Below are 4,859 nucleotides of genomic sequence, written 5' to 3'. Positions count from 1 at the left end.
CAACAGATGGTGCCCATCTGTTGGGAAAATCGGCCCACCAGATCAACAGCTTGTGGGCTGACTTGTCGAAACAGATGGGTACCATCTGTTTCGGTCAGATCACCAGGAGCAGCGCCATGGCGGGAAGCACAATGGATCACGACCACGGGACCTCTGCCCCTCGGGGCGCACACGTCACCGTGCGCGATCCGGTTTGCGGGATGACGGTCGATCCCGAGGCCGGCAAGCCGACGGCCCGGCATCACGGGCATCTCTATCATTTCTGCAGCGCCTCCTGCCGCGACAGGTTCGTCAAGGATCCGCAAAGCTACCTGACCGCCAGGGACCCGGTCTGCGGAATGGATGTCGATCGGGCGAGCGCCCAGCACATGCACAAGCGCGAAGGGCACAGATATTATTTCTGCTCGGCCGGCTGCGCCGAAAAATTCGTCGCCGAGCCGGAGCGCTATCTGGGCGACCGGCCGAGGCAGGAGCCGATGCCGAAGGGCACCAGATACACCTGTCCCATGCATCCGGAGATCATTCGCGACGGGCCCGGCGACTGCCCAATCTGCGGCATGGCGCTCGAACCGATGGGGGTGCCGACCGGCGAGGAAGGCCCCAATCCCGAACTCGTGGATTTCACGCGCCGCTTCTGGCTCAGCGCCGTACTGGCCACCCCCGTCTTCCTGATCGCCATGTCGGGGATGCTCGGTCTGCCGTTCCGCGACTGGCTGGGCGAAAGGCTCGCCGGCTGGGCCGAGCTGGCGCTGACCACACCGGTGGTGGTGTGGGCGGCCTGGCCGTTCTTCAAGCGGGGCTGGCAGTCGATCCTCAACAAAAGCCCCAACATGTGGACGCTGATCGCCATCGGCGTCGGAGCGGCCTATCTCTATTCCGTGGTGGCGACGCTGCTTCCCGGATTGTTCCCGCCGTCGTTCCGGACCCATGAAGGCACCGTGCCGGTCTATTTCGAAGCGGCTGCCGTCATCGTCGCGCTGGTCTTCCTGGGACAGGTGCTGGAGCTGAGAGCGCGCGAGCGGACGGGCTCGGCAATTCGCGCGCTGCTCGATCTGTCGCCGAAGACGGCGCGGCTGATCGGCAAGGACGGCTCGGAACGGGACGTGCCGCTCGATGAGGTAGAGGCCGGCGACCTCCTGAGGGTGCGGCCGGGCGATTCCATCCCCGTCGACGGGGTGGTCGAGGACGGGCGTTCCTCCGTCGACGAATCGATGATCACCGGCGAACCCGTGCCGGTAGAGAAGGTCGAGGGCGATCCCGTCACCGGCGGCACGCTCAACAAGAACGGCACCCTCGTCATGCGTGCCGAGCGCGTCGGCGCCGAGACCATGCTGTCGCGCATCGTCGAGATGGTGGCGAGCGCGCAGCGCTCGCGGGCGCCCATCCAGGGCCTGGCGGACCGGGTGTCCGCCTGGTTCGTGCCGACGGTCGTGCTGGTCGCCATCCTCGCCTTTGCCGTCTGGGCGCTGGTCGGGCCCCAGCCGAGCATGATCTATGCCATTGTCTCGGCGGTCTCGGTGCTGATCATCGCGTGCCCTTGCGCCCTCGGGCTTGCCACGCCCATGTCCATCATGACGGCGACGGGAAGGGGTGCGCAGGCCGGTGTCCTGATCCGCGACGCGGAGGCCCTGGAGCGCTTCGCCGGCGTCGACACGCTGATCGTCGACAAGACGGGAACGCTGACGGAGGGCCGTCCGCGGCTTGCCGAGGTGATGACCGCCGACGGCATCGAACGCGCCGATCTCCTGCGGCTTGCGGCAAGTCTCGAGCGCGGCTCCGAGCATCCGCTGGCCGAGGCGATCGTCGAGGGGGCCGAGGGCGAGGGCATCAAGCTCGCCGCCGCCAGGGATTTCGAGGCGACGACCGGCAAGGGCGTCTCGGGAACGATCTCCGGCAAGCGCGTGGCGCTCGGCAACGCGGCCATGATGCAAGCGGCCGGCGTCGACACGGCGGCGCTCGCGGGCGCCGCGCAGAAGCTGCAGGGCGAGGGAAAGACGGCCATGTTCGTGTCGGTCGACGGCGCGCTGGCCGGCATCATCGCGGTCGCCGATCCGATCAAGGAGACGGCGGCGGCGGCGATCCGCTCCCTGCACGCCACCGGTCTCACCATCATCATGGCGACGGGCGACAATCGCCGCACCGCCGACGCGGTGGCCAAGGTTCTCGGCATTGACGAGGTGCGCGCCGAGGTCCTGCCGGAGGACAAGAAGGCGCTGATCGACGATCTGCGCGCCGGCGGCGCCAGGGTGGCGATGGCGGGCGACGGCGTGAACGACGCGCCGGCGCTGGCCGCGGCCGATGTGGGCATCGCCATGGGCACCGGGGCGGACGTGGCCATGGAAAGCGCCGGCATCACGCTGGTGAAGGGAGATCTCACCGGCATCGTGCGGGCCCGCAAGCTGGCGCGCGCGACGCTCGGCAATATCAAGCAGAACCTGTTCTTCGCCTTCATCTACAACGCGCTCGGCGTGCCGGTGGCGGCGGGTGTGCTCTATCCGGTCTTCGGCCTGCTCCTGTCGCCGATGATCGCCGCGGCGGCGATGAGCCTGTCCTCGGTGTCGGTGATCGGCAATGCGCTGAGGCTGCGTGGCCTCAAGCTCTGAGCGGGCGGTCCGGCGGCGCCGCCGCCCGCCGCATCCCCTACAAAAGATGCAGCTCTCGGCCCGCCCAACGGCTAACCGTAACGCTACCCTGCGGAAACTGCGCTTTCCCGCCGCACGTGCCTAGAATCCGGATGCTTTGCCTGCCGCCGCCGGGCGCGCCGTGATCGGTCGTGCCCGCCATTCGCGGCTGGTCGTCGAGATATCACACGCTACGGGAACTTCATGTCGACTCTGCTCCAAGATCCGCTTTTCCATCTAGTCGCACAGCACCGGACCCGCCGTTTCTCTCGCCTCCGCGCCGTCATGTTCGGCCTTGCCGCCGTCCTCGGCCTCGCCGCGCCGGCAGCAGGGCAGACACCGCCGAGCTTCGGTCAGTGTGACGAGCGAATGTTTCAACTTTTCGGTCCTCCCGCTGGCGGATCCACCACGCTTTATCAAATCAGCACATCCACCAATCCCTTCGTCTACACGCCCCAGGGATCGGCGCCCCTCAATCATAACGCGGCGGGTTTCAATCCGGCCGATAACTACATCTATGCCTTGAGCGAAGGCGCAGCCTTGTTGAGGGTCGGCAGCAACGGTGCTGTCCAGAATCTTGGGGTGCCCTCGGGCCTGCCGGTCCTTGGCTATAATTCCGGAGAGTTCGGCGACGACGGCTATTATTACGTGTCTCGCGGGTCAGGCAGCACGATGTACCGGATCGACGTCACGACGAACACCGCGACCGTGATTTCGCTGAGCCGGGCGATATCGATCGCGGACCTGGCATCGTCCGGAGGATTGCTTTACGCAGCGGAGAACGCTGGTGGTCCATTAATCGCGATCGACCCCAACACGGGCACGGTCACGAGCGTGGGTGCGACGGGGGTTGGGGGCTCATTCGGTGCCATGTTTGGCGCCCCCAATGGGGTTTACGGGGCGAGTAACGACGGGACGGGTTTCTACAAGTTCGACAAGACGACGGGAGCAGCGACGAAACTGTCGAACGCCCCGTCGACTGGCGGCAATGACGGCGCCAAATGCACGTCGTCGAGACTGCTTCTACCGGTCGATCTGGCGGTGACGAAGACCGACAACAAGAACGCTTATATTCCTGGCATGAACACCCTCTATACGGTGGTTGTCCGCAATAACGGTCCGTTTGGTGCCCAGGGCGTGACGGTTGACGATCCGCTGCCGGCCGGCATCACCAATATGAGCTGGACGTGCGGTGGCGGAACGGGTGGCGGAGCCTGTCCGGTTGCCAGCGGTTCGGGCGCGCTTGCCGGTGTGGAGGTGAATCTGCCCGCCAATTCGACCGTCACCTTGACCGTAACGGTCGAGGTTCCAATCGATTTCAGCGGTGATCTCGTCAACACGGTGACGATCACTGCTCCCGACGATGCCGATGATTCGGACACATCCGATAATTCCGCAACCGATATCGATCAGCGGGCTTCGATCGGCCTGTCCAAGACCGGTGCGCTCAACGACGCCAACGGCAACAGCGTTGCCGATGCGGGCGAGACGATCGATTACACTTTCACGGTGAGCAATACGGGCGGCGTGGCGATGAGCAACGTGACGGTGAGCGATCCGAAGGTGACTGTCACGGGCGGTCCGCTTGCCAGCCTGGCGGCGGGAGCGTCGGACAGCACGACCTTCACGGCGAGCTACACGCTGACGCAGGCCGACATCGACGCCGGCGAGGTGATGAACCAGGCGGAGGCCGTCGGGACCAGTCCCGACGGCGAGACCGTGAGCGACCTTTCCGATGATCCGGGTGATGCGACGAATGCGGATGCGAATGGCGACGGGGAGCCGGACGATCCGACGGTGGTGCCGCTGACGCAGGCCGGTGCGCACACGCTGGTCAAGGAAGGCGTTCTGAACGACGCCAACGGCAATGGCCGTCCGGATGCGGGCGAGACGATCGCCTACACCTTCACGGTGACGAACACCGGCAATGTGAGCCTGACGAACATCGTCGTGAACGACGACAAGGCGACGGTGTCGGGCAGCCCGATCGCTGGGCCTCTGGCGCCGGGGGCGAGCGACACGAGCGCCACCGGCAGCTATACGGTGACGCAGGCCGACATCGACACCGGTTCGATTGAGAACAGCGCGACGTCGACGGCGAAGGATCCGAACGGCGACGATGTGACGGCGGATTCGAGCCCGCCGGGCGGCAATCCGGGCGATCCGACCTCGACGCCGCTCACCCAGGAGGGGGACTACGACTTCGTCAAGGAGGCAACGCATGAGGATGCGAACGGC

1 protein-coding gene and 1 pseudogene are annotated in these 4,859 nt (G+C 66.0%); both read left to right on the top strand.

Annotation, left to right across the window (positions count from 1 at the left end; all coding sequences use genetic code 11):
- Positions 1–116: 116 nt before the first annotated feature.
- Positions 117–2,603: a heavy metal translocating P-type ATPase gene (locus NUU27_RS24935; RefSeq protein WP_374568137.1), complete on the top strand. Its 2,487-nt coding sequence runs from the start codon at positions 117–119 to the stop codon at positions 2,601–2,603.
- Positions 2,604–2,825: 222 nt separating this feature from the next.
- Positions 2,826–4,859 (top strand): annotated as a pseudogene (locus NUU27_RS24930) (DUF11 domain-containing protein); the annotation flags it as partial.

Source organism: Nitratireductor sp. ZSWI3 (assembly GCF_024655565.1).
Taxonomy (GTDB): Bacteria; Pseudomonadota; Alphaproteobacteria; order Rhizobiales; family Rhizobiaceae; genus Nitratireductor.
This window is presented reverse-complemented; position numbering and strand designations above follow the sequence as displayed.